Origin of the sequence: Pseudomonas sp. Irchel 3F3 (assembly GCF_900187545.1) — a bacterium.
Taxonomy (GTDB): domain Bacteria; phylum Pseudomonadota; class Gammaproteobacteria; order Pseudomonadales; family Pseudomonadaceae; genus Aquipseudomonas; species Aquipseudomonas fortuita.
The window spans coordinates 154667-180607 of record NZ_FYDS01000006.1 but is presented as its reverse complement, the minus strand read 5'-3'; the positions used below and the strand labels follow the sequence as shown (position 1 = coordinate 180607).

Genomic DNA, 25941 nt, shown 5'->3' with positions numbered 1-25941 from the left:
GTCAGGCCTCCTGCTTCTTCAGCATGGCCAGGCTCAGGCCGGTAAACACCGCGAAGAAGCCCAGCAGGATCAGGCACTGCGGCCATAGCTCGCGCAGCCCCAGCGCCTTGGTGAAGGTGCCGACCGCGATATCGAGAAAGTAGCCCGCCGGGAACAGCTGACCCATCACCGCCGCTGCGCCGTCCAGTGACGAGCGCGGCACGATCAGCCCGGAAAACTGGATGGTCGGCAGGCTGGTGATGATCATGGTGCCCAGGATGGCTGCGATCTGGGTGCGGGTGAAGGCCGAGATCAGCAGGCCCAGGCTGGTGGTGGCCAGCAGGTAGGCCACGCCACCACAGGCCAGGGCCAGCACACTGCCTTTGAGCGGCACGGCGAACAGCCAGCGGTTCATTGCCACCAACAGCGCCAGGTTGACCAGGCTCACGGCCAGGTAAGGCACCTGCTTGCCAAGCAGGAACTCCAGGCGGGTGAGGGGTGTGGCGTAGAAGTTGGTGATGGAGCCGAGTTCTTTTTCGCGGACAATGCCCAGCGCGGTGAGCATGGCCGGAATAAAGGCCAAAATCAGCGCCATCACGCCCGGGCCGATGGCATTTACGCTGACCACGTCCTGGTTGTAGCGAAAACGCGTTTCCAGGCGCACCAGGTCCTGGCGCGGCTGCGGCTGGGGGCTGGCCTTTGCCAGTTGCTCAAGGTTGGCCTGGTGCACGGCTTCAACGTAGTTGCGGCTGGTTTCTGCACGGAACGGCATGCCGCCGTCGAGCCAGGCCGCCACCACCGGTTGGCGCCCGGCGTACAGGTCGCGGCCAAAGCCGGGCGGGATCTCCAGCGCCAGTTTGATTTCCGAACGTTGCAGGCGTTGATGCATCTCGCGGCTGTCACGAATCGGCGCCTGTTCGGCAAAATAGCGTGAGCCACGGAAGGCTTCGAGGTAGGCCCGGCTTTGTGGGCTCTGGTCCTGATCGTGCACGGCGAAGGCAAGGTTTTCCACATCCAGCGAAATGCCGTAGCCGAAGATCACCATCATGAACAGCGCGCCCAGCAGGGCGAAGGCCAGGCGCACCTTGTCACGCAGCAGCTCCTTGCCCTCACGGCTGGCCACCGCCAGCAGGCGGCGCAGGCTGAAGCCCTGACGCAGTGGCGGGGCGGCCGTGGCTGCCTGCACCAGCACGGCGTTATCTGCGGCTTGCGGCGCGAGCTCCTGGGCCTGCTCCAGGCAGCGCACGAACGCATCCTCCAGGGTGTCGCCCTGGTACTGGCGCTGCAGGGCATCGGGCGTGTCGCAGGCCAGTACCCGGCCGGCATGCATCAACGAGATGCGGTCGCAGCGCTGGGCTTCGTTCATGAAATGGGTTGAGAGGAAAATGGTTACGCCCTGTTCGCGTGATAGTTCAACCAGCAGGCGCCAGAAGTCGTCCCGAGCGGCGGGATCGACGCCGGAGGTTGGTTCGTCGAGAATCAACACTTCCGGGCGGTGCAGCACCGCCACCGCCAACGACAGGCGCTGGCGCAGGCCAAGGGGCAGGGCGCCGGAAGGTTGATCAGCGATAGCAGCGAGGTCGAAGCGCGCGATCAGCTCATCGATGCGCGGGGTGCTCTCGGCTTTGGGCAAGTCGAACAGGCGGGCATGCAAGGCCAGGTTCTGTCGGGTGCTGAGCTCGCCATAAAGCGAGAAACTCTGCGACATGAAACCGACCCGCTTACGCGTGGCCAGGTCACTGGCGTCCACCGGGCGCCCCAGCAGGCTGGCGCTGCCCTCGCTGGCCGGCATCAAGCCGGTGAGCACCTTCATGGTGGTGGTTTTGCCGCAGCCGTTGGAACCGAGAAAGCCGAAGATCTCACCACGGCCAATGGCGAAACTGACCTTGTCTACCGCAGTGAAATCGCCAAAGCGCAGGGTCAGGTCGTGGGCCTCGATGGCGACCGGGCTGTCTGTGGCCGGGCGCGGTGGGATGCGCAAGGGTTGATGCTGCGCCTTGCCCGCGCCCTGGTAGTGGGTGAAGGCGTCGTCCAGCTTGCCGCTTGGGGTGACGGCAGCCAGTTCGTGGCTCGGGCCTGCGGCCAGCAGGTGGCCGCCATCGAGCATCAGGCAATGCTCGAACTGTTCGGCCTCTTCCATGTAGGCGGTAGCCACCAGCAGGGTCAGCTGCGGGCGCTGTGCGCGAACCTGTTCGACCAGCTCCCAGAAGCGCCGACGCGACAGCGGGTCCACGCCGGTGGTGGGTTCGTCGAGGATCAGCAGGTCCGGCTCGTGGATCAGCGCGCAGCACAGCCCCAGCTTCTGCTTCATGCCACCCGACAGCTTGCCGGCCGGCCGCTTGGCAAAGCGTTGCAGGTCGGTGGCCTGCAGCAGGTTGGCCATGCGCTGTTCGCACTCGCGGCGGCCCAGCCCGAACAGGGTGGCGAAAAAGCGAATGTTCTCGCTGATCGACAGCTCCGGGTACAGGTTGTTGCCCAGCCCCTGTGGCATGAACGCCACTTTCGGGTACAGCGCCGCCCGATGACGCCGCTGGCGGATCGAGCCACCCAGCACCTGCAGTTCGCCCTGTTGCAGGCGTTTGACGCCTGCAATCAACCCCAGCAAGGTTGATTTACCGGCGCCATCAGGGCCGATAAGCGCGCAGCGGGTGCCTGCAGGCAGGCTGAAATCGAGGGTGTGCAGGGCCACCAGGTCGCCGTAGCGGTGGCTGATGCCCTCGGCCAGCAGTGCCGGGGCGTTCATTGCAGGTTGGCCGGCCAGTCCACCTCAGCCGTGCGCACAAACCCAGCGCCGGGCATGCCCGGTTTGGCCTGCGGCACGGCGCCTGGGTCGGTCAGGCGAAGCTTGACCCGGAACACCAGCTTTTGCCGCTCGTCGCGGGTTTCTACCTGTTTGGGGGTGAACTGGGCCTTGGCGGCGACAAAGGCCACCTTGGCCGGCAAGGCACGTTCGGGCAGGGCGTCCAGCACGATGCGCGCCTGGTCACCTACGGTCAGCTGGCCGCTGGTGGACGCTGGGAGGTACAGGTTCATGTACTGGTCGCTGGGGTCGATCAGCATCAGCACGCGGCCGCCGGCACCCAGCACTTCACCGGGCTCGGCCAGGCGCAGCTGGATAATGCCGTTGATGGGCGCACGCAGGCTGCTGTCGTCGATTTCGCTGGTGAGCTGCGCCACCTGGGCCTCGGCGGCACCGATGGCAGCCTTGATCGCTGCCAGTTGGGCGCGGGCGGCGACCACGGCGGCGTTGGCAGTGTCAAAGCGTGCCTGTTGCTGGTCGAGTAACTGCTGGCTCGCGTATTTGCGCTGGAAAATTTCGCGCACGCGCTTGAGCTCCTGGCTGGCCAGCAACAGCTCGCTTTGACGCAGTTGCACGCTGGCCTGGGCGGCGGCGTAGTTTTCCCGGGCGCGCAGCACTTCGGCTTCGGCCTGGCTGCGCTGGGCTTGCATGGTGCGGGTGTCGATGCGCGCCAGCAACTGGCCGCGGGTAACCTTGTCACCTTCGTCGACCAGCACTGCTGCCAGGCGACCGGGGACTTTACTGGCAATCTGGACTTCGGTGGCTTCGAGGCGGCCGTTGCCCATACTCAGTCCTTCGGGCAACTGGTCGTGGAGCGACTTCCAGTACCCCAGCCCTCCGGCTGCAGCGAGCAGGGCGATCAGCGCGGTGGCGAAGATTCTGGGGGCGTATCGGTTCATCGTTCTGCATCCTTGCGCTCATGCACACCACATCATGGCGCGGGGCCACGCGTGGCGTGTTGATATCGGTCAAACCCTTGACCTTAGCCACGGATTCAACGAAGCGCGACAATTACCGCCCATTGTTCGGGGGTCACCGGCATGACCGACAGCCGGCTGCCCTTTTGTACTAGCGGCAACTCGGCCAGACCGGACTGCTGCTTCAGCCTGCCCAGTTCCAGTACCCGCGGCAGGGTTTGCACATGGGCCACATCCACTGCACTCCATGGGTTCTTGTCGGCCGTGGCCTTGGCGTCGTAGTAGTGGCTTTGTGGGTCCAGCGCGGTGGGGTCGGGATAAGCCGCGCGGATGATTCTGGCAATGCCGGCAATGCCCGGTTGCGGGCAACTGGAGTGGTAGAAGAAAAATTCGTCACCTACGTTCATGGCCCGCAGGAAATTCCGCGCCTGGTAATTGCGCACACCGTCCCAGCGCGCTTCGCCCAGGCGGCCCAAGCCTTCGATGGACAGTTCGTCGGGCTCGGATTTCATCAGCCAGTAGGCCATGGATACTGCTCCTGAAAAGGTTTGAAATAACCTGTTGCACGAAACCGACAGCCGGTTGGCGTCAAGGTTTGCTTGCGGACGCAGGTTGTCGGAAAATGCGCCCCGTTTAAAGCGCGATCCGCTGGCGATACTCAGAAAATCGCCAAGCACTGAACAGTTTGCCTGGGGGGCAATCTTCGATGAATCAACGCAAAAAGCCGGATCTGCTGTGGATTCTGGTGTTCATTTTTGGCCTGGGTGTGGTCACTACCGGTTATGCGCAGGGTTTGTGGGAGCGCAAGCTGGACAGCGCCTATCAAATGCCGGTTGACGCCAGCCAGCCACAACGTTGATGCTCTCCGCTGGCGCCGCTCAACGCGGCGCCAGGTACCAGTCACGGTCCGAGACCGTCCCTTGCAGCGGTACATCCCAACTGGCTTGCGCCAGCCGCTCGACCTTCTGGCATTCGTGCGCCAGCCCCAGCAGCAATGGTTTTTTCCAGGTTTGCCGACGTGCCTGGTAGGCCAGGCTGCGATCATAGAACCCACCCCCCATGCCCAGGCGCCCGCCCACTTCGTCAAAACCGACCAGCGGTAGCAGGATCAGGTCCAGCGCCCAGACCGGCCGCTGGCGCCTGCGGTCCGTGAGCGGCTCGGGAATGCGGAAACGATTGGGCTTGAGCTTTTCGCCCTGCTCGAACCGTTGGAACACCATGCGCGTGCGCGGCCAGGCGTGCAGCACCGGCAGGTAGGTGCGTTTGCCGCGACGCTGGGCTTCGCGCATCAACAGGCAAGGGTCGATTTCGCCGTCGTTGGGCAGATACAAGGCAATGTGCCGGGCGCGGCGGAACAACGGATGCTGTGCCAGCTGGCGATACAGGCCGAGGGTGGCCTGGCGTTGCTGGGCAGGGGTGAGGGCACGGCGGGCATTGCGAAGCAGGCGACGGAGCTGGGGGCGGGTGAGCGGCGCGGTGTCGGTCATGGCACGAGCGATCCCAGGAGGGCTGGCCGACACTGCAAGGTCGACCAAAGCGAATCGCCCGCCTTGAGAGGCGGGCAACAGAATTCAGGCTCCCCGGTCAGACCGCTGTCGGTGTAGCCCTTGAACCCGAAAGTTCAAGGTGGAGATTGCAGGGGGCGTTAAGGCTTTCCGTCGGGCGGACATGCACACCGGCCCCAGCGTGCAACCCCCGTGGTTGTGCGTATCGGCTCAGGGACATAACCGACTGGCGCATCCACCAGGGAGTGGCGCCAGTATACCAATCTCAACCGATTTTGGTATCCGTGTCGTCGGACAATGCCTTATCTACCCGATCCAGCAGGTCGCGCACCTGTTCGCGATTGGTGCTGCTGGCCGGGGCTTCGGTGCGGTCTTCCTGGCGGTGCAGCATTTCGTGGGTAATGTTCAATGCCGCCATGACCGCGATGCGGTCGGCGCCAATCACCTTGCCGCTGCTGCGGATCTCGCGCATCTTGCCGTCCAGGTAGCGCGCGGCGCTGACCAGGTTGTTGCGCTCTTCCGGCGGGCAGATGATCGAGTATTCTTTGTCGAGGATCTGCACGGTGACGCTATTGCTTGAACTCATGAGTCTTGCTCCAGAGCCTTGAGGCGTAAGATCATCGACTCGACCTTGCGCTTGGCGATCTCGTTCTTTTCGATGAGGTGGGCGCGCTCTTCGCGCCAGGATTTTTCCTGAGCTACTAGGAGTGCATTTTGCCGTTTTAGTTGCTCGACGCGTTCGATCAGCAACTCGAATCGGCTCATCAGTGCCTGAAGGTCGTTCTCTTGCGTGGGTTGCACTCGATTCGCTCCGTCGTTGAGTCACCTGGCGATGATGCCTCTCCCTGGGCGGCGACGGCCAGTGCCGATGGTCTTGGCGCGCCTGCCGGTGCTAGGATACAAGGCCTCCATTCTAGTCATTGCGCCGTCTGGCGCCTAGCTGCCCATGCCCAATACCCAATCGCCTTACATCGCCTTCGCCATGCTGCTCTCGAGCAATGGTCATCCTGTCACCCCGGCCGAACTGCACGGCCTGCTGATCGGCCGCAGCTGCGCCGGTGCCGGTTTCGATGCCGATGCCTGGCTGGCCGATGCCGCCCAGTTGCTGGAAACCGAGCCCGGTGACACCGTGCGCAACGCCCTGATCGGCCTGCAGGAAATGGTCAAGGGTGAGCTGACCAGCGACGATATGGCCATCGTCCTGCTGCTGCCTTCCGACGACGCCGCCCTCAGCGATCGCGCCACCGCGCTGGGCCAGTGGTGCCAAGGGTTCATTACCGGTTTCGGCCTGAATGCCGGGGGCAAGGACCTGTCCGACGAAGCCAAGGATGTGCTGCAGGACCTGGTGGCCATTTCCCAGGTACAGGAAGCCCTCGAAGAGTCTGAAGACGGCGAGAGCGACTACATGGAAGTCATGGAATACCTGCGCGTGGCGCCTCTGCTGCTGTTCTCGGAGCTGGCCAAGCCGGCCGCACCCGCGCCCAAGCCATCGCTGCACTGATCAACCGGGGGTAGTCTGCCCATGAGCCACATTCCCAAGGCCGAGTATGCCCGCCGGCGCAAGGCGCTGATGGCGCAGATGGTCCCCAACAGCATCGCCATCCTGCCCGGCGCCGCAGTTGCCATCCGCAACCGCGACGTCGAGCACGTATACCGCCAGGACAGCGACTTTCAGTACCTCAGCGGCTTTCCGGAGCCTGAGGCGGTCATTGCGCTGATCCCGGGGCGTGAGCATGGCGAGTACGTGCTGTTCTGCCGTGAGCGTAACCCGGAGCGCGAGCTGTGGGACGGGCTTCGGGCCGGTCAGGAAGGCGCAGTGCGCGATTTCGGCGCCGACGATGCCTTCCCCATCACTGACATCGACGAGATCCTGCCGGGCCTGATCGAAGGCCGCGAGCGGGTATACAGCGCCATGGGCAGCAACCCCGAGTTCGACCGGCGGCTGATGGACTGGATCAACGTGATCCGCTCCAAGGCCCGCCTGGGCGCGCAGCCGCCGAACGAGTTCGTTGCGCTGGATCATCTGCTGCACGACATGCGCCTGTATAAATCGGCTGCGGAAGTGAAGGTGATGCGGGCTGCCGCAGCCATCTCGGCGCGGGCACATGTGCGTGCCATGCAGGCCTGCCGGGCCGGGCTGCACGAATACAGCCTGGAAGCCGAACTGGATTACGAATTCCGCAAGGGCGGCGCGAAGATGCCTGCCTACGGCTCGATTGTCGCGGCCGGGCGCAATGGCTGCATCCTGCACTATCAGCAGAATGACGCCCTGCTCAAGGATGGCGACCTGGTGCTGATCGACGCCGGTTGCGAAATCGACTGCTACGCCAGCGACATCACCCGCACCTTCCCGGTCAGCGGGCGCTTTTCGCCCGAGCAGAAGGCCATTTACGAGCTGGTGCTCAAGGCACAGGCCGCGGCGTTTGCCGAAATCGCCCCGGGCAAGCACTGGAACCACGCCCACGAGGCGACCGTGAAGGTCATTACCGAAGGTCTGGTGGAGCTGGGCCTGCTCACCGGCGAGGTGCATGCGCTGATCGACAGCGAGGCCTATCGCGCCTTCTACATGCACCGTGCCGGCCATTGGCTGGGAATGGATGTGCACGATGTGGGCGAGTACAAGGTGGGCGGCGAATGGCGTGTGCTGGAACCCGGCATGGCGCTGACCGTCGAGCCGGGCATCTACATAGGTGCCGACAATCAGGCAGTGGCCAAAAAATGGCGCGGCATTGGTGTAAGGATCGAGGACGACGTGGTGGTGACCAGGCAAGGTTGTGAAATCCTGACTTCAGGCGTGCCGCGTACGGTTGCCGAGATCGAGGCGCTGATGCAGGCCGCCCGCAAGGACGCCGCATGAGCCGCGTGAACCTGGCAATCATTGGCGGTGGCCTGGTGGGCGCAAGCCTGGCGTTGACCCTGCAGGCCGGGGCCAAGGCGCGCGGCTGGAAGATCCTCCTGATCGAGCCGTTCGCACCCGGCGACAGCTTCCAGCCCAGCTACGATGCGCGCTCTTCGGCGTTGTCGTTCGGTACTCAGCAGATCTACCAGCAGCAGGGCCTTTGGCAGGCCATTGGCCGGCGTGCCGAGCCCATCCGGCAAATTCACGTGTCTGACCGTGGCCGCTTCGGCGCCACCCGCCTGGATGCCCAGGAAGAGGGAGTGCCGGCGCTGGGCTACGTGGTGGAAAACGCCTGGCTTGGCCAATGCCTGTGGCAAGGGCTGGACAGCGACGTGGTGAGCTGGCGCTGCCCGGCAGAAGTGACCTCGATGCAGGCGATCGAAGGCGGTTACCGCCTGGGGTTGAATGACGACACCCAGCTGGAATGCGACCTGGCGGTACTGGCTGACGGCGGCCGTTCCGGGCTGCGCGAGCAGTTGGGTATTCACGTGCGTCATACGCCGTACCAGCAGAGCGCATTGATCGCCAACATCACCCCGGGTGAGGCCCACGGCGGCCAGGCGTTCGAGCGCTTCACCGAAGAAGGCCCCATGGCCCTGCTGCCGCTGCCGGAAAACCGCTGTGCACTGGTGTGGACACGCCAGGGCATGGATGCGCGGCGCCTGGCCGACATCGACGAGCGCGGCTTCCTGCGCGAGCTGCAAGGCGTGTTTGGCTATCGTCTGGGCACGCTGCACCAGGTCGGCGCACGGCACCTTTACCCCCTGTCACTGATCGAGGCCCAGGAACAGGTGCGGCCGCACCTGGTGGTACTGGGCAATGCCGCGCACAGCCTGCACCCCATCGCTGGCCAGGGCTTCAACCTGTCGCTGCGCGATGTGCAGTCGCTGGCCGACGCGTTGCTGGCCGGCCCGCAGCAGCCTGGCGACCTGGCCACGCTGCAGGCTTATGCCCAGCGCCAGCGTCTGGACCAGGCCATGACCATTGGCTTTTCCGACCAGGTCACCCGCCTGTTTGGCAGCAATCAGCCGTTGCTGGCCGCCGGTCGTAACCTCGGCCTGCTGGGGCTCGACCTGTTGCCGCCGGCCAAAAGCTGGTTCGCCCGCCAGGCCATGGGCCTTGGCACCCGCCCCGATCCGCGAGGGCAGGCATGAGCAACCCGCGTAAACTGGCACGCCGTGCACGCATGTTGCGCTGGATGCTGAACCTCTACCCGCCGTACCTGGGTGCTGGTATCCGCGTGCAGTCCATCAGCCCGGACCTGCGCAGCGTCAAAGTGGCGATGAAGCTGACCCGCTGGAACCGCAACTATGTCGGTACCCAGTTCGGTGGCAGCCTGTATTCGATGGTCGACCCTTTCTACATGTTGCTGCTGATCGAGCAACTGGGCCGCGACTACATCGTCTGGGACAAGGCCGCCAGCATCGATTTCATCTCGCCGGGCAAAGGCCCGGTGTATGCCGAATTTCACGTTGATGACGCGCTGCTGGACGACATTCGCCAGCAGACCGCCACCGGCAAGAAGTGCCTGCCGCGATTGCAGGTCGATATCCGCGATGGTGCCGGCGAACTGGTGGCGCGGGTCGATAAAACCCTATACGTGCGGCTCAAGCCGCAAGCGAGGCTGGCGTAAGGCATGGAAACGCGCGCAGATCTGTTGATTGTCGGTGCCGGTATGGTCGGCAGCGCACTGGCCCTGGCGTTGCGCCACAGTGGCTTGCAAATCCTCTTGCTCGATGGCGGCCCGCTGACGGTCAAGCCCTTCGACGCCCAGGCACCCTTCGAGCCACGTGTCAGCGCGCTGTCGGCGGCCAGCCAGCGCATCCTCGAGCGCCTTGGCGCGTGGGACGGCATTGCCCAGCGGCGTGCCACGCCGTATTCGGACATGCATGTGTGGGACGGCAGCGGCACTGGGCAGATTCATTTCTCGGCCGCCAGCGTGCACGCCCACGTGCTTGGCCATATCGTCGAGAACCGGGTGGTGCAGGATGGCCTGCTGGAGCGCCTGCACGACAGCGACATCGGCCTGCTGCCCAACGCGCGGATGGAGCAGTTGCGTCGCTCGGGAGACGAGTGGTTGCTGACCCTGGCCGATGGCCGGCAGCTGCGTGCACCGCTGGTGGTTGCCGCCGACGGTGCCCAATCAGCGGTGCGGCGCTTGGCGGGCTGCGAAACCCGCGAATGGGATTACCTTCACCATGCCATCGTCACCAGTGTGCGTTGCAGTGCCGGGCACCAGGGCACGGCCTGGCAGCGTTTCACCGATGAGGGGCCGTTGGCTTTCCTGCCGTTGACCCGTGATGGCCAGCAGGACTGGTGCTCGATTGTATGGTCGACCACCCCGGAGCATGCCGAGCAGCTGATGGCACTGGATGAAGCTGCCTTCCTGCAGGCCCTGGAGCGGGCCTTCGAGGGGCGCCTGGGGGAGGTGCTGCAGGCCGACCCGCGGGTATGCGTGCCGCTGCGCCAGCGCCACGCCAAGCGCTATGTGGATGAAGGCCTGGCCTTGATCGGCGATGCTGCGCACACCATCCACCCGCTGGCGGGGCAGGGTGTAAACCTGGGCTTCCTCGATGCCGCAGTACTGGCCGAAGTGCTGGTCAACGCTTGCGAGCGCGGTGAGCGGCTGGCGGATGTGAAGGTGTTGAGCCGTTACGAGCGGCGGCGCATGCCGCACAACCTGGCGCTGATGGCAGCAATGGAGGGCTTCGAGCGCTTGTTCCAGGCCAACCCGCTGCCGTTGCGCTGGTTGCGTAACAGCGGGTTGAAACTGGTGGAGCAGATGCCGGAGGCCAAGGCGCTGTTTGTACGCCAGGCGCTGGGTTTGAGTGGTGATCTGCCGGATCTGGCCAAAGCCTGAGGGTTGCTCCTGCAATGGGCGGTGCAAGCTCTGCAACATCCGGTAACTGCTAGGTAGATGAGCCAGAAAATGGGATTCACTACCATTCGCACCTCTCAAACGATCCGAGGAGTGCTTCCCATGTTGCCACGCAAGCCCCTACTGGCCGCCCTGGCCCTGACCCTGTTCGGCGGCACTGCCCAAGCGGCGGATGAAGTGGTGGTGTACTCCTCGCGCATCGACGAGCTGATCAAGCCGGTGTTCGATGCCTACACCGCCAAGACCGGGGTCAAGATCAAGTTCATCACCGACAAGGAAGCCCCGCTGATGCAGCGCATCAAGGCCGAGGGCGACAACGGCGTGGCCGACCTGCTGTTGACCGTCGATGCCGGCAACCTGTGGCAAGCCGAGCAGATGGGCATCCTGCAGCCGATCAAGTCCGACATCATCGACCAGAACATTCCGCCGCAGTACCGCGCCTCGTCCCATGACTGGACGGGCCTGAGCCTGCGCGCCCGCACCATCATCTACTCCACCGAGCGGGTCAAGCCCGAGGAGTTGAGCACCTACGAAGCCTTGGCCGACAAACAGTGGGAAGGCCGCCTGTGCCTGCGCACGGCAAAGAAGGTGTACAACCAGTCGCTCACCGCCACCCTGATCGAGACACATGGCGAGGCGAAAACGGAGCAAATCGTCAAAGGCTGGGTCAACAACCTGTCCACCGACGTGTTCTCCGACGACAACGCGGTAATCCAGGCCATCGAGGCCGGCCAGTGTGACGTGGGCGTGGTCAACACCTATTACTACGGCCGCCTGCACAAGCAAAACCCGAACCTGCCGGTGAAGATCTTCTGGCCCAACCAGGGTGACCGTGGCGTGCACGTCAACCTGTCGGGTATTGGCCTGACCAAGCATGCGCCACACCCGGAAGCGGCGAAAAAGCTGGTGGAGTGGATGACAGGTGAAGACGCGCAAAAGCTGTTCGCCGACATCAACCAGGAGTTCCCGGCCAACCCGAAGGTCAAGCCTTCCGAGGAAGTGGCGGCATGGGGCAGCTTCAAGGCTGACAGCATTCCGGTGGAAATTGCCGGCAAGCGCCAGGCCGAAGCCATTCGTTTGATGGATCGCGCTGGCTACAACTAAGCGCCAGGCCGTATCCTTCCGGGGCCTTCAGAGGCCCCTTCGCGGGACAAGCCCGCTCCCACAGTACCTTCACAGGACCGATGCCTTGTGCAGTCCCTGTGGGAGCGGGCTTGTCCCGCGAACGACCGCGCAGCGGTCGCCATCGCAACCGAGAATCAAGCCTTGCCCCACACCCCCCAACGCCGCTGGTACCTCCCGGTCTCCCTGATCGCCGCCCTCGTGCTGCTGCCCTTGAGCGTCCTGCTGTTGTCCTGGCAGTCGATCGATATGCAGATCTGGTCGCACCTGCTCGACACCCAGATGAACCGCCTGTTGGGCAATACCCTGACGCTGGTGGTGGGCGTGGGTATCGGCGTCACTGTACTGGGCGTCAGCCTCGCCTGGCTCACCAGCCTCTGCGAGTTCCCCGGCCGGCGCTGGCTGGACTGGGCGCTGATGCTGCCGTTCGCCATCCCGGCCTATGTGCTGGCGTTCGTCTTCGTCGGCCTGCTGGACTTCGCCGGCCCGGTGCAAAGCGCCCTGCGTGAGGTGTTCGGGCCGATGCGCCTGCCGCGGGTGCGCTCCACCGGCGGGGTGATCATCGTGCTGGTGCTGGTGTTCTACCCCTATGTCTATCTGCTGGCGCGCACGGCCTTCCTGGCCCAGGGCAAAGGCCTGATGGAAGCGGCGCGCGTACTCGGGCTATCGCCCCTGCAGGCTTTCTGGCGTGTGGCCTTGCCGATGGCACGGCCGGCCATCGGTGCCGGCATTGCCCTGGCCTTGATGGAAACCCTGGCCGACTTCGGCGCGGTGGCCGTGTTCAATTTCGACACCTTCACCACCGCCATCTACAAGACCTGGTACGGCTTCTTCAGCCTGTCCAGCGCCGCCCAGCTGGCCAGCCTGTTGTTGCTGGCAGTGATGCTGGTGCTGTACGGCGAGCGCCGTGCCCGTGGGGCCAGCCGCAGCGGCAACGAGCGGCCGCGGGCGCAGGCGCTGTACCACCTGCGCGGGGTCAAGGCGCTGCTGGCCAGCGGCTGGTGCCTGCTGGTGTTTGCCTGCGCCTTCGTCATCCCGCTGCTGCAGCTGCTGGCGTGGTTCTGGCAACGCGGCCGGCATGACCTGGACGAGCGCTATGTCGGCCTGGTGTTGCACACCCTGTACCTGGGCAGCATGGCGGCACTGGTCACGGTGAGCGTGGCGCTGGTGCTGGCCTTTGCCCGGCGCCAGGCGCCGACGGGGGGTATCCGCGCCGGGGTCGGCCTGGCCAATCTGGGCTATGCCTTGCCCGGCTCGGTGCTGGCAGTGTCGATCATGCTGGCGTTCAGTTACCTCGACAACCACTTGGTGATTCCGCTGTCCAGCTGGCTGGGCGGGGCAGGCAAGCCGCTGTTGCTGGGCAGCCTGGCCGCCCTGCTGCTGGCCTACCTGGTGCGTTTCATCGCCGTGGCCTACGGGCCGCTGGAAAGCAGCCTGGAGCGTATCCGCCCGTCACTGCCCGAGGCCTCCCGTAGCCTGGGCGTGGGTGGGCCCAGATTGTTTTTCAAGGTGTATCTGCCGCTGCTGGTGCCCGGTGCCCTCAGCGCCGCCCTGCTGGTGTTCGTCGATGTGCTCAAGGAGATGCCGGCCACCTTGCTGATGCGACCGTTCGGCTGGGACACCTTGGCGGTACGGGTGTTCGAGATGACCAGCGAGGGCGAATGGGCGCGTGCCTCGCTGCCCGCATTGACGCTGGTACTGGTGGGCCTGCTGCCGGTCATCGGCCTGATCCGCCGTTCGGCACATCGGCCCGGTCACAGTCGCTGAGGGTGTCAGCCTGCGTCCTTGCGGCTACAATGCGCGGCATTCGCGCGGTGGGTCCTACAAGAAGAGCTGACGATCAAACGTCATCGACCGCCGCCGCTTCGCCACGCCCGGAAGGAGAAACCCATGGGACAGCGCACGCTTTTGTATGACCTGCACCTGGCGCTTGGCGCCAAAACGGTCGATTTCGGTGGCTGGGACATGCCCCTGCACTATGGCTCGCAGGTCGAGGAGCACCACCAGGTGCGCAGCGATTGCGGGGTTTTCGATGTTTCCCACATGACCGTGATCGATGTCGATGGCAGCGACGCAACTGCCTGGCTGCAACGTTTGCTGGCCAACGACGTGGCCCGCCTCAAGGCTACCGGCAAGGCGCTGTACAGCCCGCTGCTCCAGGAGCAGGGCGGGGTGATCGACGACTTGATCGTCTACCGCACGGAAACCGGCTACCGCCTGGTCACCAACGCCGCTACCCGGGCGAGAGTGCTCGATTGGCTAGAACGCCAGCGGGCCGGTTTTACTGTGAAATTCCAGGTCCGCCCCGACCTGGCCATTCTCGCCATCCAGGGCCCACGTGCCCGCGAAAAGGTCGCAGCACTGCTCAGCCAGGCGCGTGCGGCGCTGATTCGCGATCTGCGACCGTTCGAAGGTGTCGCCGACGGTGACTGGTTCATTGCCCGCACCGGGTATACCGGTGAGGACGGCCTGGAGATCATCTTCCCGGGCGATCAGGCGGTGGCATTCTTCAATGATTTAGTCGGCGCCGGCATCGCCCCCAGTGGCCTGGGTGCCCGCGATACTCTGCGCCTGGAAGCCGGCATGAACCTGTACGGCCAGGACATCGACGAAGCCCATACCCCGCTGACCTCCAACCTGGGCTGGAGCATCGCCTGGGAGCCAGCCGAGCGTGACTTCATCGGCCGCGCCGGCCTGCTGACGGAAATCGAACAGGGTGTGCAGGAAAAGCTGGTCGGCCTGGTGCTGGAAGAGCGCGGCGTGCTGCGTGCCCACCAGGTGGTGCGTGTGGCCGGGATTGGCGAAGGGGAGATCACCAGTGGTAGTTTCTCTCCTACGCTGAGCAAGTCCATTGCCCTTGCGCGCGTACCCATGGCCACCGGTGACCGCGCCGAGGTGGAAATCCGCGGCAAATGGTACCCGGTGCGAGTGGTCAAACCGACCTTCGTGCGCCACGGCAAGATCCTGATCTGAACATTTATCAACCGGCGGGCGTACCGCTGAGCCAATCGAGGAATTCAAGACATGAGCAATATCCCCGCCGACCTGCGTTTTGCCGAAAGCCACGAGTGGGCGCGCCTGGAAGCCGACGGCAGCGTGACCGTGGGTATCAGTGACCACGCCCAGCAAGCCCTGGGTGACGTGGTATTCGTCGAGCTGGCCGAAGTCGGCAAGGTATTCGCCGCTGGCGACGCTGCCGGTGTGGTCGAGTCGGTCAAGGCCGCTTCGGACATTTACGCCCCGATCGGCGGCGAAGTGATCGCAGTCAACGAAGAACTGGCCGATAGCCCGGAGCAGCTCAACGAAGAACCCTACACAGCGTGGATCTTCAAACTGAAGCCAAGCAACCCGGCCGAGCTGGAAAAGCTGCTGGATGCTGCCGGCTATGCAGCTGCCATCGGCGAGTAACTGATAGATCTTGGGGCGCAACGCGCCCCCGGCTTTCGCCAGGCCAAAGCAAGTTTCCCCGCAGAATCGGCAATCCCTTCCTAGACTTGTAAGTCTCCATGAGACCTGGTCTAGGAAGAGAGCGTCGTCATGTCCCAGTCGCCATCCCTGCATCAACTGCAAGAGCTCAACCCTTTCCTGCATCGCCACCTGGGCCCCGATGGCGCAGAACAGCAGGCCATGCTCAACGTGCTGGGTGTCGCCAGCCGCAGCGAGCTGATCGAGCAGACCGTACCGCCAGGCATCCGCCTCAATCGCCCACTTGACCTGCCAGCGGCGCTGGATGAGCAGGCCGCGCTGGCCAAACTCGCCGGCTACGCCGCACAGAACCAGGTCTGGACCAGCCTGATCGGCATGGGCTACCACGGCACCATCACCCCCACGGTCATCCTGCGCAATGTGCTGGAAAACCCCGGCTGGTACACCGCCTATACGCCGTATCAACCCGAAATCGCCCAAGGCCGCCTGGAGGCGCTGCTGAACTTCCAGCAAATGGTCATCGACCTCACCGGGCTGGCGCTGGCCAATGCCTCGCTGCTCGATGAAGCCACCGCCGCCGCCGAGGCCATGGCCCTGGCCAAGCGGATGGCGCGCAACAAGAGCAATGCCTTCTTTGCTGACGAGCACTGCCACCCGCAGACGCTGTCGGTACTCAAGACCCGCGCCGAGGGCTTTGGCTTCGAATTGATCGTCGACGCTGTGGATAACCTTGGCAATCACGCGGTATTTGGCGCTTTGCTGCAGTATCCCGACACCCACGGCGAGGTGCGTGACCTGCGCCCGCTGATCGACCAGTTGCACAGCCAGCAGGCACTGGCCTGCGTGGCTGCCGACCTGCTCAGCCTGGTGGTGCTGACGCCCCCCGGCGAGCTGGGGGCCGATGTGGTACTGGGTTCGACCCAGCGCTTTGGTGTGCCGATGGGCTACGGCGGCCCCCACGCGGCCTATTTCGCCTGCCGCGACGACTACAAGCGTGCCATGCCGGGGCGCATCATTGGCGTGTCGCGCGATGCCCGTGGCAACACTGCGCTGCGCATGGCCCTGCAAACCCGCGAGCAGCATATCCGCCGCGAGAAGGCCAACTCCAACATCTGCACGGCCCAGGTGCTATTGGCCAACATTGCCGGCTTCTACGCGGTGTATCACGGCCCTGAAGGCCTGCAGCGCATCGCCCAGCGTGTGCACCGGCTGACCGTCATCCTGGCTGCTGGCCTTGAAGCCAAAGGCATCCAGCGGCTCAACCGGCATTTCTTCGACACCCTTACCCTGGATGTCGGCGGCACCCAGGCGGCCATCATCGAAAGCGCCGAAGCCGCGCACATCAACGTGCGCATTCTTGGGCGCGGGCACCTGGGCGTGAGCCTGGACGAAACCTGTGACGAGCACACGGTGCTGCGCCTGTTCGATATCTTCCTGGGTGTGGACCACGGGCTGGAGATCGCTGCCCTCGATCAGCTGGCCCTGCCCCAAGGCATCCCGGCCGGGCTGGTGCGGCGCACGCCGTTTCTCGCTCACCCGGTGTTCAACCTGCACCACAGCGAAACCGAGATGCTGCGCTACCTCAAGCAGCTGGAGAACAAGGACCTGGCCCTGAACCAGTCGATGATCCCGCTGGGCTCGTGCACCATGAAACTCAACGCCACCAGTGAAATGATCCCCATCACCTGGCCCGGCTTTGCCCAGATGCACCCCTTTGCGCCGGCGGCCCAGGCCACGGGTTACAAGGCGATGATCGACGAACTGGAAAGCTGGCTGTGCGCAATCACCGGCTTCGACGCCATCTGCATGCAGCCCAACTCCGGTGCCCAGGGCGAGTACGCAGGCCTGATGGCCATCACCCGCTACCATCGCAGCCGCCACCAGCCCCAGCGCACGCTGTGCCTGATTCCCTCGTCAGCCCACGGCACCAACCCGGCGTCGGCGCAAATGGCGGGCATGGAGGTGGTGATCGTGGATTGCGACGACCACGGCAACGTCGACTTGAACGATCTCAAGGCCAAAGCCCACGCGGCCGGGGAGCGCTTGTCGTGCCTGATGGTCACCTATCCGTCCACCCACGGTGTGTACGAAGAGGGCATCCGCGAAATCTGCGAAGTGGTCCATCAGCACGGCGGCCAGGTGTACATGGATGGCGCCAACCTCAATGCCCAGGTGGGCCTGGCGCGGCCGGCCGACATGGGGGCCGATGTTTCGCACATGAACCTGCACAAGACTTTCTGCATCCCTCACGGCGGTGGTGGCCCGGGCATGGGGCCGATTGGCATCCGCGCGCACCTCACGCCGTTCGTTGCCAGCCACCCGGTGGTACCTGTGCCCGGCCTGGACCCGAACAACAGCGCGGTCAGCGCCGCACCCTGGGGCAGCGCGAGCATCCTGCCGATCAGCTGGATGTACATTGCCATGATGGGGCCGCAGCTGGCCGATGCCAGCGAGGTGGCAATCCTGTCGGCCAACTACCTGGCCAGCCAGTTGGGCGGCGCCTTCCCGGTGCTCTACCGCGGGCGCAACCAGCGGGTGGCGCATGAGTGCATCTTCGACTTGCGGCCGTTGAAAGCACAGACGGGCATCAGCGAGGAGGACGTGGCCAAGCGTTTGATGGACTATGGTTTCCACGCCCCGACCATGTCATTCCCGGTGCCGGGCACGCTGATGGTGGAGCCGACCGAAAGTGAGTCCAAAGCCGAGCTGGACCGGTTTGTCGAGGCGATGCTGGCGATTCGTGCAGAGATTGGCGAGGTGCAGGACGGCAACTGGCCGGCGGAGAACAACCCCCTCAAGCATGCGCCGCATACCCTGGCTGATGTACTGGGGGTGTGGGACAGGCCGTATAGCCTGGAGCAGGCGGTGGCACCCAGTGCGCACGTGCGCCAGCACAAGTACTGGCCGGCGGTGAACCGGGTGGACAACGTGTATGGGGACAGAAACCTGTTCTGCGCGTGTGTGCCGGTGGAGGCTTACCGCTGAGATTAGTGCTGGGTTTTTCGCGGGCTTGCCCGCTCCCACAGGAATTGCACCAGATTCAGCCTTGTGCGGTCCCTGTGGGAGCGGGCAGGCCCGCGAAGCAGGCGACGCGGTTACTCGGCTACTGCATTCTTGGCCAGGATGGCATTGGCCAGCTCCATGTCGGAAGCTTGCATCCCTGGGTGCTCTGCCCGTGCCTGGCGCATGGCCGCTTCCAGGAACGGCCCGCGGATTGCGCCTTCGCTGGCGACGAAGCTGCTGGCGTCATCCTGCGCGGCTACTACCAGTTTGTGATCCCGCGAGGTCAGGTAGCTCGATCCAGTGGTTGCACCGGAAGTCATCACGTTACGCCAGAAGGTATCGGCCATGGCCGAGCCAATGGGCAGCGAAAGCAAGGCAGCGGCAGCGATGGCGGTTTTGAGACGCATGTTGAAACACCTCGAAGGGTGAGGGTTAAAGATGCGCGATTTGATCTTTTCTGCCAGGGCAAGTTCCTTGAATACAAAGGACTTTTCGTCAGTTGCAGACACGCAGTACTTCCTCGGTACGGGTCTGCCCGCTAGCCACTTTGGCCTCGCCGCAACGGCGCAGGTCAACCAGGCCATCGGCCAGCGCCTGACGCCGTAAATGGGTCAGATCGGTGTTCGGGCCAATCAAAGCACGCAGGCTCTCACTGGGCTGCAGCAGTTCGAACAACCCCGTGCGCCCATGAAAACCGGTGCCTCGGCAGGTCCGGCAGGTGTCTGAAGGATTCGCTCCACAGTCCGGGCACAACGTACGCACCAGGCGCTGGGCCATGACCCCGACCAGTGTGGCCTTGATCAGGTAGTCGGCCACACCCAGCTCTTGCAGGCGCGTGATTGCCGCGCAGGCGTCGTTGGTATGCAGGGTCGACAGGACCAGGTGCCCGGTCAGGGCCGCCTGTACCGCCACCAGGGCCGTTTCGCGGTCGCGGATTTCGCCGATCATGATGATGTCCGGGTCCTGGCGCAGCATGGCCCGCACGGCGCTGGCAAAACCCAGGTCCAGCGCGGGCTGCACCTGTAGCTGGTTGAAGGCCGGTTCCAGGCGTTCGATCGGGTCTTCGATGGTGCACACGTTTACCTGCGGCGTGGCCAGCAGTGTGAGGCTGGTGTACAGCGTGCTGGTCTTGCCGGAACCGGTGGGGCCGGTGACCAGGATGATGCCCTGGCGCTGGCGCAGCAGGCTTTGCCACTGCGCCAGCTGCGGCCCCTCCAGGCCGAGGTGGTCGAAGCCCTCGTGCAGTTGGTGTGGGTCGAACACGCGCAGTACCAGCTTTTCGCCGAACGGGGTCGGCAGCGTCGACAGCCGTAGTTCCACTTCACCACCACCCGGTAGCCGGCTTTGCAGGCGGCCGTCCTGGGGCCGACGCTTTTCTGCTACGTCCATGCGGCCAAGGTGTTTCAGGCGGCTGACCAGCGCCAGGGTGACCCCGGCGGGGAAGGCATACACGGTGTGCAGCAGGCCATCGATGCGGTAGCGCAACTGGCCCTGGTCGCGTCGTGGCTCCAGGTGGATATCGCTGGCGCGCTGCTCAATGGCGTATTGCAGCAGCCAGTCGACGATATGCACGATGTGTGCGTCGTCTGCGCTGGCTTCGGTCTGGCGCATGCCCAGTTCCAGCCACTGTTCGAGGTCGCCCAGGCTGGACGATTGCTGGTGCTGCGCGCCCTTTACCGACTGGGCCAAGTGGTGAAACGACTGCCCTGCCTGGCGGATTTGTGTGGGGCTGGCCAGCACGCGGCGGATCGGCCGACCCAGGCTGCGGGCCAGGTCTGCCTGCCAGTCGTTCTGGTAGGGCTGGGCGCTGGCGACGGTGATGCCGGAGGGGTCGTCGGCGACGATGAGGATGCCGTGGCGCTGGGCAAAAGCAGGGGATACCAGGCCGGCGACTTGCGGCAGGTCGAGTTGCAGGGGGTCGATACGCAGGTAGGGCTGACCGACCTTGCCGGCCAGCCATTGGCAGAGGTAGTCCACGTCCAGCAGCCGGCCTGGTTGCCGGCGGTCTTCCAGGCAGCAGGCGGCGATGTGTTCCAGCGGGTGGCCGGCGGGCTGTGCGGCGGCGTGTTCGAGTACTTGCAGGGTGTCGTTGGCGTGTAGGTACTGATCGGTGAGCAGGGCCTGAAGCACGCGCTTCAGATCGAGTTCCAGGTTGTCGGGGGTGTGCATGGTTGGCGTCCGTGCCTGATGGGGAAGTGCTGATCAAGGCTAGCCGGGCGGCGGAAGAGCATCGGAGGTGAAGGGTTTCAGGAATTTGCTATTTCTGTGCCGGCGATAGCGCCGCAAATATTCATACAACCGCCAGCTCCACCCGGTGCATGTTGGTCAGGCTCACTTCACCCACACACACCAGGTTACGCAGTTTTTGCGCAATCACCTCGGCCCGGTGCCAGCTCAGGCCGCCAATGCCGACTTCGATGTCCAGCCAGTCATCCTGCTGGCTGACGTGCACGCTGTGCGGGGTCAGGAACTGCAGGGCAAACAGGTTGAGCACGCGGCACAGGCTGTCGGGCTCGGCATCTGCTTGCAGGCGGTAGTGCACGGTGCTGTGGGCGTTGCTGGCGGCCCAAGCGTCGGTACGGGGCTGTGCGTTCATGCTGGTCTCCGCGAATGTGGGAGAAATTCTTGCACGTCAGGCGCGGCATTTTTTCGCTATCATTTGATCATTTTGCCCATTTGATGAATTGATCAATTCAGATAATGCCAATCAGGAGATTGAACAATGCATAGTGAGCTGGACGCCTACGACCGCCGCATTCTCGAACTGCTGCAAGAGGACGCTTCGCTGTCCAGCGCGCAGATCGCCGAGCGCGTGGGGCTGTCGCAATCGCCGTGCTGGCGGCGCATACAGCGCTTGAAGGAAGAGGGGGTGATTCGCGGGCAGGTGACCTTGCTGGACCGCAAGAAAGTCGGCCTGAACACGCAAATTTTCGCCGAGGTGAAGCTCAATGCTCACGGGCGCTCCAACTTCACCGAGTTTACCGAGGCGATCCGCGGGTTTCCGGAGGTGCTGGAGTGTTATGTGCTGATGGGGGCAGTGGACTTTCTACTGCGCATCGTCACGTCGGATATCGAGGCCTACGAACGGTTCTTCTTCGAAAAACTGTCGAACGTGCCGGGTATCCAGGAAGTGAACTCTATTGTGGCGCTGTCCGAGATCAAGTCCACCACCAGCCTGCCGCTGTCGCGGTGAGGCCATTCGCGGCGCCGAACCGCCGCGAAATGGCGACGCGGTATCAAGCCTTGATCAGGTGCTTCCAGCCGCGACTCTGATCCACTGCCCGAGCCTGTTCGATACGTGCGTCCAGCACTTCATCACTGATTGGCAGTTCGGCCAGCTCGTGCAGCTTCTTCAGGTCGCCATACAGGCGGTCCATCTGCGGCGCTTCCAGCACCTGGCGAGCATGGTGTAGCCAGGCCAGCAGTTGCTCGATACGTGGCAGCTGCTCGGCCAGGTCTTCTGGGCGCTGGGTGTACAGCGGCAGCTTCAACGCGCGGCCTTCTTCGCCCAGCAGGTGTGCCAGCCAGCTGGCCAGCTGCGCCTTGCCCTGGCGTTCGCCACGGCCTTTGCGCTCCACGGTCCAGGAACGGGCCAGCAGCCAGCGCGAGGTTTCCAGCGAGAACTGGCCCCAGCGCACGTCTTCCAGTTCTTCGGCGAACTGCTCGGGGGCAGCGCGGCGGATGTCTTCGTCATCGTTGCCGGCCTGCACCAGCGGGCGCCAGTCTTCCAGCAGGGCGTCGAGGCTGCTGCGCAGGTCACGGGTGCTCGCGCGTGGCGCGGCCTGGCCAAGGCTGGCGGTGAGGGCGCGCAGCTCGCTCAGGCACTCGACCCAGTCCTGCAGCAGGCGCCAGTGGCCGTTGTGGCGGTACTGCTCGGCCAGGCGCTGGCTGCTGCCCAGCAGTTGCCAGGCCAATGCGGCGTAAGCGTCGTCCAGGGCCATCTCGGCGTCCAGCTCGCTGTGCGGCAGGCCCAACTCGTAGCTGTCCGGCTCCAGCAGGCGGTAGCCACGCTCGGCCTTGCTGATGTCGCAGGGCATCAGCGGCAGGCTGGCGGCCAGCTCGGCGGCAAGCTCCAGCAGTGCTTGCGGGTCACCTTCGCGCAGTTCCAGCTCCAGCTCGCAGATCTCTTCCTTGCGCTTGCCGGCGATCACGAAGCCCTGGTCCAGCGCGGCTTCGATCACCACTTTGCTCTTGCCACGGCCCCAGGCGATTTCGGCGTATTCACGGCTGAAGTCGGTAGTGAACAGCGGCTTGATGGTTTTCTTGTCCAGGTCTGCCAGTTGCTCGGGCCAGCAGGTGGCGTCCAGCTTCTTCAGGTCGAGCTTGACCTTGTCCAGGTTCCATTCGTACTCGTTGCGCTCGGACAGGCCGGCCACGCTGGTGCCGCGGCATTTGAGGGTCTGGATGACGGCATCGCCATCGCGGCGCAGGCGCAGGGCGACACGGGCGGCGGACAGCTCACGCTCGGGGGTGTCGAAGTACTGGTTGAGCAGTTCACGGGTCTGCCAGCCGGACTTGTTGCGCTTTTTCAGCAGAGGGTGCTCGCGCAGGGCGGCAAGGGTCTCGCGGCTGGCGCGGAGCTTCAGTTCGGTTTCTTTGTGCATCACAGACTCGAAAGAGGGGCGTGGTTGGCGGAGAGTCTACAGCAGTCAGCCACCAACGGTTTATTCCAGACAGCGGATAGTCCTATGATGGGCAACGCTTCCGAGGAGTATGTGCATGCCGTTGCCGACGCTGAAAGACCAGTTTGCCGCCTTGATCGCCGCGCCTTCGGTCAGTTGCACCCAACCTGCGCTGGACCAGTCCAACCGCCACGTGATCGACCTGCTGGCGGGGTGGCTGGGCGACCTGGGGTTCAAATGCGACATCCAGCAGGTCACTGCGGGCAAGTTCAACCTGCTGGCCAGCCGCGGCAGCGGCCCGGGTGGCCTGGTGCTGGCCGGGCACAGCGATACCGTCCCCTATGACGAACAACTGTGGGCCAGCGACCCGCTGAAGCTGACCGAGGTCGATGGCCGCTGGGTCGGCCTGGGCAGCTGTGACATGAAGGGTTTTTTCGCCTTGGTCATCGAAGCCGTCATCCCGCTGTTGGAGCACGACTTCAAGCAGCCACTGCTGATCCTCGCCACCTGCGACGAAGAAAGCTCCATGTCCGGTGCCCGCGCCCTGGCTGAGGCCGGCCAGCCCCTGGGCCGTGCTGCGGTCATCGGCGAGCCTACCGGGCTGCGGCCGATCCGCATGCACAAGGGCATTCTCATGGACCGCATCGACATCCTCGGGCGCAGCGGCCATTCGTCGGACCCAAGCCTGGGCCGCAGCGCCCTGGAGGCCATGCACGCGGTGATGGCCGAGCTGATGGGCTTGCGCCAGCAATGGCAGCAAACCTACCGCAACCCGCAGTTCACCGTGCCGACCCCGACCCTGAACTTCGGCTGCATCCACGGCGGCGACAACCCCAACCGCATCTGCGGCCAGTGTGCGCTCGAATTCGACCTGCGGCCGCTGCCGGGCATGGATGTGGAGCAACTGCGCGCAGCCATACGCGAGAAGCTGGTGCCCGTGGCCGAGCGCCATGATGTGCGCATCGACTATGCACCGCTGTTCCCGGAGGTGCCGCCGTTCGAGCAGGCTGCCGATGCCGAGCTGGTGCAAGTGGCGGAACGCCTGACCGGCCATCGCGCCGAAGCGGTGGCGTTTGGCACCGAAGCGCCTTATCTTCAGCAGCTGGGCTGCCAGACCATCGTGCTGGGCCCTGGCGACATCGCCTGTGCCCACCAGCCCGGCGAATACCTTGAAATGTCACGAATCGAGCCTACCGTGCGTCTATTGCGTGACCTGATCCGGCACTATTGCCTGCACTAAACGTCAATCGAGTTGATTCGTTCCTGCCTAGAGGAGACCGCGCGTGACCGCAAGCCTGTTCCGACGATGATCTTGAACGCCCCTTGTATCGCCGTTCTCCGTCCACTTATCCACAGGCCCTGTCATGCCCGACTACGTCAACTGGCTGCGTCATGCCTCCCCGTACATCAATGCCCATCGCGACTGCACCTTCGTGGTCATGCTCCCCGGCGATGGGGTGGAACACCCTAATTTCGGCAACATCGTCCACGACCTGGTGTTGCTGCACAGCCTTGGCGTGCGCCTGGTGCTGGTGCATGGCTCGCGCCCGCAGATCGAAAGCCGATTGGCCGAGCGCGGGCTGACCCCGCACTACCACCATGGCCTGCGTATCACCGATGCCGCCACCCTGGACTGCGTGATCGATGCCGTTGGCGCCCTGCGCCTGGCCATCGAGGCACGCCTGTCGATGGACATCGCCGCGTCGCCGATGCAAGGCTCGCGCCTGCGGGTGGCGTCTGGCAACCTGGTTACCGCACGGCCGATCGGCGTGCTCGAAGGGGTGGACTACCACCACACCGGTGAAGTGCGCCGGGTCGACCGCAAGGGCATCAGCCGCCTGCTCGACGAGCGCTCCATCGTGCTGTTGTCGCCGCTGGGCTACTCGCCCACCGGCGAAATCTTCAACCTGGCCTGTGAAGATGTGGCCACCCGTGCCGCCATCGAACTGGGGGCCGACAAGTTGCTGCTGTTCGGCGCCGAGCCGGGCCTGCTGGACGCCGACGGCAAGCTGGTGCGGGAACTGCGCCCGCAGCAGGTTGCCCCGCACCTGCAGCGTCTGGGCAGCGACTACCAGGGCGAACTGTTGGACGCCGCCGCCGAGGCCTGCAAGGGCGGCGTGGCGCGCAGCCACATTGTCAGTTATGCCGAGGACGGCGCACTGCTGACCGAACTGTTCACCCGGGGTGGTGGCGGTACGCTCGTGTCGCAGGAGCAGTTCGAAGTGGTGCGCGAGGCAACCATCGAGGATGTGGGCGGCTTGCTGGAACTGATCAGCCCGCTGGAAGAGCAGGGCATTCTGGTGCGCCGCTCGCGTGAAGTGCTGGAGCGGGAGATCGAGCAGTTCAGCGTGGTCGAGCGCGAGGGCATGATCATCGCCTGTGCGGCGTTGTACCCGATTGCCGAATCCGAAGCAGGAGAGCTGGCATGCCTGGCGGTGAACCCGGAATACCGCCACGGCGGGCGCGGAGATGAATTGCTGGAGCGCATCGAGAGCCGGGCGCGGCAGATGGGGTTGAATACCCTGTTCGTGCTGACGACGCGTACGGCGCACTGGTTCCGTGAGCGCGGTTTTGCACCCAGCGGTGTGGAGCGGCTGCCATCGGCGCGGGCTTCGCTGTACAACTACCAGCGCAATTCGAAGATTTTCGAGAAACCGCTTTAAGCCTGTACAGGCCTCTTCGCGGGACAAGCCCGCTCCCACAGGGTAATCTCCAGTGCTGAAGCTTGTGGCTTACCTGCGGAAGCGGGCGACACCGGTCTCAAACAAGAACGCCGCCCTTGAGGGGCGG

At 64.4% G+C, this 25941-nt stretch carries 24 protein-coding genes and 1 other RNA gene; 14 read left to right on the top strand and 11 right to left on the bottom strand.

The window, feature by feature from the left end:
• Position 1: 1 nt before the first annotated feature.
• The 3 genes from rbbA to CKW35_RS14495 form a co-directional block, all read right to left on the bottom strand.
• On the bottom strand, positions 2 to 2722 hold the full coding sequence (rbbA, locus tag CKW35_RS14505; RefSeq protein WP_095116205.1) for a ribosome-associated ATPase/putative transporter RbbA: 2721 nt from the start codon (positions 2720 to 2722) through the stop codon (positions 2 to 4).
• The gene (locus CKW35_RS14500) at positions 2719 to 3678 is read right to left on the bottom strand and encodes an HlyD family secretion protein (protein WP_095116203.1); all 960 of its coding nucleotides are present in this window, start codon (positions 3676 to 3678) and stop codon (positions 2719 to 2721) included. Before CKW35_RS14500 ends, rbbA begins: the two co-directional genes overlap by 4 nt.
• A gap of 95 nt (positions 3679 to 3773) precedes the next feature.
• Positions 3774 to 4223, bottom strand: a complete 450-nt coding sequence (locus CKW35_RS14495) for an EVE domain-containing protein (protein WP_016489748.1) — start codon at positions 4221 to 4223, stop codon at positions 3774 to 3776.
• 179 nt (positions 4224 to 4402) lie between these two features.
• On the opposite strand from CKW35_RS14495, the gene CKW35_RS28395 reads away from it, so the two are divergent.
• Positions 4403 to 4555, top strand: coding sequence for a hypothetical protein (locus CKW35_RS28395; protein WP_016489747.1), 153 nt, complete (start codon positions 4403 to 4405; stop codon positions 4553 to 4555).
• A gap of 19 nt (positions 4556 to 4574) precedes the next feature.
• Here CKW35_RS28395 and CKW35_RS14490 read toward each other — a convergent pair whose 3' ends face one another.
• From CKW35_RS14490 to CKW35_RS14475, 4 genes are all read right to left on the bottom strand, one after another.
• Complete coding sequence (locus CKW35_RS14490) at positions 4575 to 5183, bottom strand: 5-formyltetrahydrofolate cyclo-ligase (RefSeq protein WP_024718086.1); 609 nt, start codon at positions 5181 to 5183, stop codon at positions 4575 to 4577.
• 86 nt (positions 5184 to 5269) lie between these two features.
• Positions 5270 to 5449: non-coding RNA, 6S RNA (gene ssrS, locus CKW35_RS14485), on the bottom strand.
• 17 nt (positions 5450 to 5466) lie between these two features.
• Positions 5467 to 5787 carry a cell division protein ZapA gene (locus CKW35_RS14480; protein ID WP_016489745.1) on the bottom strand — a complete coding sequence of 107 codons (321 nt, stop codon included), beginning with the start codon at positions 5785 to 5787 and terminating at the stop codon, positions 5467 to 5469.
• Positions 5784 to 5966 carry a TIGR02449 family protein gene (locus CKW35_RS14475; RefSeq protein ID WP_029886233.1) on the bottom strand — a complete coding sequence of 61 codons (183 nt, stop codon included), beginning with the start codon at positions 5964 to 5966 and terminating at the stop codon, positions 5784 to 5786. Before CKW35_RS14475 ends, CKW35_RS14480 begins: the two co-directional genes overlap by 4 nt.
• Positions 5967 to 6147: 181 nt before the next feature.
• On the opposite strand from CKW35_RS14475, the gene CKW35_RS14470 reads away from it, so the two are divergent.
• From CKW35_RS14470 to gcvP, 10 genes are all read left to right on the top strand, one after another.
• The gene (locus CKW35_RS14470; RefSeq protein WP_016489744.1) at positions 6148 to 6702 is read left to right on the top strand and encodes a YecA family protein; all 555 of its coding nucleotides are present in this window, start codon (positions 6148 to 6150) and stop codon (positions 6700 to 6702) included.
• Between the two features lie 21 nt (positions 6703 to 6723).
• Positions 6724 to 8058, top strand: a complete 1335-nt coding sequence (gene pepP / locus CKW35_RS14465) for a Xaa-Pro aminopeptidase (RefSeq protein ID WP_095116201.1) — start codon at positions 6724 to 6726, stop codon at positions 8056 to 8058.
• Positions 8055 to 9254: a 2-octaprenyl-6-methoxyphenyl hydroxylase gene (gene ubiH, locus CKW35_RS14460; protein ID WP_095116199.1), complete on the top strand. Its 1200-nt coding sequence runs from the start codon at positions 8055 to 8057 to the stop codon at positions 9252 to 9254. Before pepP ends, ubiH begins: the two co-directional genes overlap by 4 nt.
• Entirely contained in the window at positions 9251 to 9733 is a 483-nt protein-coding gene (locus CKW35_RS14455) for a DUF4442 domain-containing protein (RefSeq protein ID WP_016489741.1), read from the top strand. The genes ubiH and CKW35_RS14455 overlap by 4 nt, the downstream gene beginning before the upstream one ends.
• Before the next feature lie 3 nt (positions 9734 to 9736).
• Positions 9737 to 10960 carry a 2-octaprenyl-3-methyl-6-methoxy-1,4-benzoquinol hydroxylase gene (locus CKW35_RS14450; RefSeq protein WP_016489740.1) on the top strand — a complete coding sequence of 408 codons (1224 nt, stop codon included), beginning with the start codon at positions 9737 to 9739 and terminating at the stop codon, positions 10958 to 10960.
• A 120-nt stretch (positions 10961 to 11080) separates the two neighbouring features.
• On the top strand, positions 11081 to 12082 hold the full coding sequence (locus tag CKW35_RS14445) for an extracellular solute-binding protein (RefSeq protein ID WP_016489739.1): 1002 nt from the start codon (positions 11081 to 11083) through the stop codon (positions 12080 to 12082).
• Positions 12083 to 12244: 162 nt separating this feature from the next.
• Positions 12245 to 13867 carry an iron ABC transporter permease gene (locus tag CKW35_RS14440; RefSeq protein WP_060516832.1) on the top strand — a complete coding sequence of 541 codons (1623 nt, stop codon included), beginning with the start codon at positions 12245 to 12247 and terminating at the stop codon, positions 13865 to 13867.
• Between the two features lie 123 nt (positions 13868 to 13990).
• Positions 13991 to 15073 (top strand): glycine cleavage system aminomethyltransferase GcvT, encoded by a 1083-nt coding sequence (gene gcvT / locus CKW35_RS14435; protein WP_016489737.1) that lies wholly within the window; start codon positions 13991 to 13993, stop codon positions 15071 to 15073.
• A gap of 51 nt (positions 15074 to 15124) precedes the next feature.
• On the top strand, positions 15125 to 15508 hold the full coding sequence (gene gcvH, locus CKW35_RS14430) for a glycine cleavage system protein GcvH (RefSeq protein ID WP_016489736.1): 384 nt from the start codon (positions 15125 to 15127) through the stop codon (positions 15506 to 15508).
• A 129-nt stretch (positions 15509 to 15637) separates the two neighbouring features.
• Positions 15638 to 18511, top strand: coding sequence for an aminomethyl-transferring glycine dehydrogenase (gene gcvP, locus CKW35_RS14425; protein ID WP_095116197.1), 2874 nt, complete (start codon positions 15638 to 15640; stop codon positions 18509 to 18511).
• Positions 18512 to 18621: 110 nt separating this feature from the next.
• On the opposite strand, the gene CKW35_RS14420 is transcribed toward gcvP, so the two are convergent.
• The 3 genes from CKW35_RS14420 to CKW35_RS14410 form a co-directional block, all read right to left on the bottom strand.
• Positions 18622 to 18936 (bottom strand): DUF2388 domain-containing protein, encoded by a 315-nt coding sequence (locus tag CKW35_RS14420; RefSeq protein ID WP_024718088.1) that lies wholly within the window; start codon positions 18934 to 18936, stop codon positions 18622 to 18624.
• 88 nt (positions 18937 to 19024) lie between these two features.
• Positions 19025 to 20698 (bottom strand): GspE/PulE family protein, encoded by a 1674-nt coding sequence (locus CKW35_RS14415; RefSeq protein ID WP_060516825.1) that lies wholly within the window; start codon positions 20696 to 20698, stop codon positions 19025 to 19027.
• A 121-nt stretch (positions 20699 to 20819) separates the two neighbouring features.
• Positions 20820 to 21125 carry a hypothetical protein gene (locus CKW35_RS14410; protein WP_016489732.1) on the bottom strand — a complete coding sequence of 102 codons (306 nt, stop codon included), beginning with the start codon at positions 21123 to 21125 and terminating at the stop codon, positions 20820 to 20822.
• Between the two features lie 126 nt (positions 21126 to 21251).
• Between CKW35_RS14410 and CKW35_RS14405 the strand changes: the two genes are divergently transcribed.
• Positions 21252 to 21722, top strand: coding sequence for an Lrp/AsnC family transcriptional regulator (locus tag CKW35_RS14405; RefSeq protein ID WP_003253717.1), 471 nt, complete (start codon positions 21252 to 21254; stop codon positions 21720 to 21722).
• Between the two features lie 43 nt (positions 21723 to 21765).
• On the opposite strand, the gene CKW35_RS14400 is transcribed toward CKW35_RS14405, so the two are convergent.
• Complete coding sequence (locus CKW35_RS14400; RefSeq protein WP_024718089.1) at positions 21766 to 23133, bottom strand: CYTH domain-containing protein; 1368 nt, start codon at positions 23131 to 23133, stop codon at positions 21766 to 21768.
• Between the two features lie 115 nt (positions 23134 to 23248).
• On the opposite strand from CKW35_RS14400, the gene argE reads away from it, so the two are divergent.
• Both argE and argA read left to right on the top strand, forming a co-directional pair.
• Positions 23249 to 24391: an acetylornithine deacetylase gene (argE, locus tag CKW35_RS14395; RefSeq protein WP_016489730.1), complete on the top strand. Its 1143-nt coding sequence runs from the start codon at positions 23249 to 23251 to the stop codon at positions 24389 to 24391.
• A gap of 124 nt (positions 24392 to 24515) precedes the next feature.
• Positions 24516 to 25814 carry an amino-acid N-acetyltransferase gene (gene argA, locus CKW35_RS14390; protein ID WP_016489729.1) on the top strand — a complete coding sequence of 433 codons (1299 nt, stop codon included), beginning with the start codon at positions 24516 to 24518 and terminating at the stop codon, positions 25812 to 25814.
• Positions 25815 to 25941 lie beyond the last annotated feature (127 nt).

Excerpts from the sequence above, each read along its gene's own strand:
- rbbA (WP_095116205.1), bottom strand. The coding sequence starts at position 2,722 with ATGAACGCCCCGGCACTGCTGGCCGAGGGCATCAGCCACCGCTACGGC.
- CKW35_RS14500 (WP_095116203.1), bottom strand. The coding sequence starts at position 3,678 with ATGAACCGATACGCCCCCAGAATCTTCGCCACCGCGCTGATCGCCCTG.
- CKW35_RS14495 (WP_016489748.1), bottom strand. The coding sequence starts at position 4,223 with ATGGCCTACTGGCTGATGAAATCCGAGCCCGACGAACTGTCCATCGAA.
- CKW35_RS28395 (WP_016489747.1), top strand. The coding sequence starts at position 4,403 with ATGAATCAACGCAAAAAGCCGGATCTGCTGTGGATTCTGGTGTTCATT.
- CKW35_RS14490 (WP_024718086.1), bottom strand. The coding sequence starts at position 5,183 with ATGACCGACACCGCGCCGCTCACCCGCCCCCAGCTCCGTCGCCTGCTT.
- CKW35_RS14480 (WP_016489745.1), bottom strand. The coding sequence starts at position 5,787 with ATGAGTTCAAGCAATAGCGTCACCGTGCAGATCCTCGACAAAGAATAC.
- CKW35_RS14475 (WP_029886233.1), bottom strand. The coding sequence starts at position 5,966 with ATGAGCCGATTCGAGTTGCTGATCGAACGCGTCGAGCAACTAAAACGG.
- CKW35_RS14470 (WP_016489744.1), top strand. The coding sequence starts at position 6,148 with ATGCCCAATACCCAATCGCCTTACATCGCCTTCGCCATGCTGCTCTCG.
- pepP (WP_095116201.1), top strand. The coding sequence starts at position 6,724 with ATGAGCCACATTCCCAAGGCCGAGTATGCCCGCCGGCGCAAGGCGCTG.
- ubiH (WP_095116199.1), top strand. The coding sequence starts at position 8,055 with ATGAGCCGCGTGAACCTGGCAATCATTGGCGGTGGCCTGGTGGGCGCA.
- CKW35_RS14455 (WP_016489741.1), top strand. The coding sequence starts at position 9,251 with ATGAGCAACCCGCGTAAACTGGCACGCCGTGCACGCATGTTGCGCTGG.
- CKW35_RS14450 (WP_016489740.1), top strand. The coding sequence starts at position 9,737 with ATGGAAACGCGCGCAGATCTGTTGATTGTCGGTGCCGGTATGGTCGGC.
- CKW35_RS14445 (WP_016489739.1), top strand. The coding sequence starts at position 11,081 with ATGTTGCCACGCAAGCCCCTACTGGCCGCCCTGGCCCTGACCCTGTTC.
- gcvT (WP_016489737.1), top strand. The coding sequence starts at position 13,991 with ATGGGACAGCGCACGCTTTTGTATGACCTGCACCTGGCGCTTGGCGCC.
- gcvH (WP_016489736.1), top strand. The coding sequence starts at position 15,125 with ATGAGCAATATCCCCGCCGACCTGCGTTTTGCCGAAAGCCACGAGTGG.
- gcvP (WP_095116197.1), top strand. The coding sequence starts at position 15,638 with ATGTCCCAGTCGCCATCCCTGCATCAACTGCAAGAGCTCAACCCTTTC.
- CKW35_RS14420 (WP_024718088.1), bottom strand. The coding sequence starts at position 18,936 with ATGCGTCTCAAAACCGCCATCGCTGCCGCTGCCTTGCTTTCGCTGCCC.
- CKW35_RS14415 (WP_060516825.1), bottom strand. The coding sequence starts at position 20,698 with ATGCACACCCCCGACAACCTGGAACTCGATCTGAAGCGCGTGCTTCAG.
- CKW35_RS14410 (WP_016489732.1), bottom strand. The coding sequence starts at position 21,125 with ATGAACGCACAGCCCCGTACCGACGCTTGGGCCGCCAGCAACGCCCAC.
- CKW35_RS14405 (WP_003253717.1), top strand. The coding sequence starts at position 21,252 with ATGCATAGTGAGCTGGACGCCTACGACCGCCGCATTCTCGAACTGCTG.
- CKW35_RS14400 (WP_024718089.1), bottom strand. The coding sequence starts at position 23,133 with ATGCACAAAGAAACCGAACTGAAGCTCCGCGCCAGCCGCGAGACCCTT.
- argE (WP_016489730.1), top strand. The coding sequence starts at position 23,249 with ATGCCGTTGCCGACGCTGAAAGACCAGTTTGCCGCCTTGATCGCCGCG.
- argA (WP_016489729.1), top strand. The coding sequence starts at position 24,516 with ATGCCCGACTACGTCAACTGGCTGCGTCATGCCTCCCCGTACATCAAT.